The organism is Methylobacterium gossipiicola (assembly GCF_900113485.1).
Lineage (GTDB): Bacteria > Pseudomonadota > Alphaproteobacteria > Rhizobiales > Beijerinckiaceae > Methylobacterium > Methylobacterium gossipiicola.
The window spans coordinates 1-1,133 of sequence record NZ_FOPM01000075.1; the positions used below are offsets into that span (position 1 = coordinate 1).

Consider the following 1,133-nt stretch of genomic DNA (forward strand, 5'->3'; position numbering starts at 1 on the left):
GGACTCTCAACGAGATCGCCCCGCCCATCGTCCCCACGGGAACGATCCGGGTCACCCTTGCGGGTGAAGTCTGGCCTGCCGTCGTTCCGTTCGACCGGGCAGGCGTGTCTCACGTCAGGCGGCGGCCGCGATGGCCGGCGCCGGCTTCTTGCCGAAGCGGAACTCTGTCTCGTCGCTCTACATCCGGTGCAGGACGACAGCGAGTTTGCGCGCGACCGCTACGCGGGCCCGCGCCATGCCACGATGCTTGGCGATCTGCATGCCCCAGGCGCGCAGGCTCGACCATTTGCGCGAGCGCGTCAGCAGGGAATGGGCGGCCTCGTAGAGCGCAGTGCGTGCGAGTTCGTCGCCGCAGCGACTGACCTTGCCCTGAATGTCGGTCTCGCCCGACTGATAGCGGGATGGCGTCAGGCCAAGGTGGGCACCCACGTCCCGGGAGTGTCGGAACCGCTCCGGCCGGTCAATGGTGGCGCGGAAGGCCAGGGCCGTGATCGGGCCGACGCCTGGCACGCTCATCAGCCGCCGGCAGACCGCCTCGCCGCGCACGATGACGAGGACCTGCCGGGTCAGCCGGTCGAGCTGCTCCAGCATGGTGGCCAGGATCGCCAGCAGGGGCGTGACGAGCGGCAGGATCAGGGGATCGTCGCCCGCCATCTCCCGAACGCGCCCGGCAAAGACGGCGCGGGCCGGGCTGCCGAGCTTGATCCCGCCCTCGCGCAGGATGGCCCGCACCACGTTCTCGATGGCGCGCTTCTCGTTGAGCACGGTACGCCGCGCCACCAGCAGCGAACGCCAGAGCCGGGACTGGCGCGATTTGACGTGAACCTGCCGGTACCAGCCGGTCCGCATGATCTGGGCGAGCGCACGGGCATCGTTGCGGTCGGTCTTGTTGGGCATCGTCTTCATGGCCGCGTTGGCGGACCGGGTCTCGATGCAGATCGCGGGCAGACCGACTCCACGAAGTTCGTCGTGCAGCCAGTGAACCGCGCCGGGTTTCCCGGAGGCCGTTGGGTTTGGGTCAGGCGGCCAAGGCTTGCACTGGCCTGCTGCCGGTTTCACGGACACCCGATTTAGGTGTGATGATGAAGCCGGAGGTGCTCCATGCAGCGTCGCAAGTTCGGACGTGAGTTCAA

Annotated in this window: 1 pseudogene; it reads right to left on the minus strand. The window is 68.3% G+C overall.

From position 1 onward, the window contains the following. Positions 1-177 precede the first annotated feature (177 nt). A pseudogene (locus BM249_RS21070) lies at positions 178-978 on the minus strand (IS110 family RNA-guided transposase); the annotation flags it as partial. Positions 979-1,133: the final 155 nt, after the last annotated feature.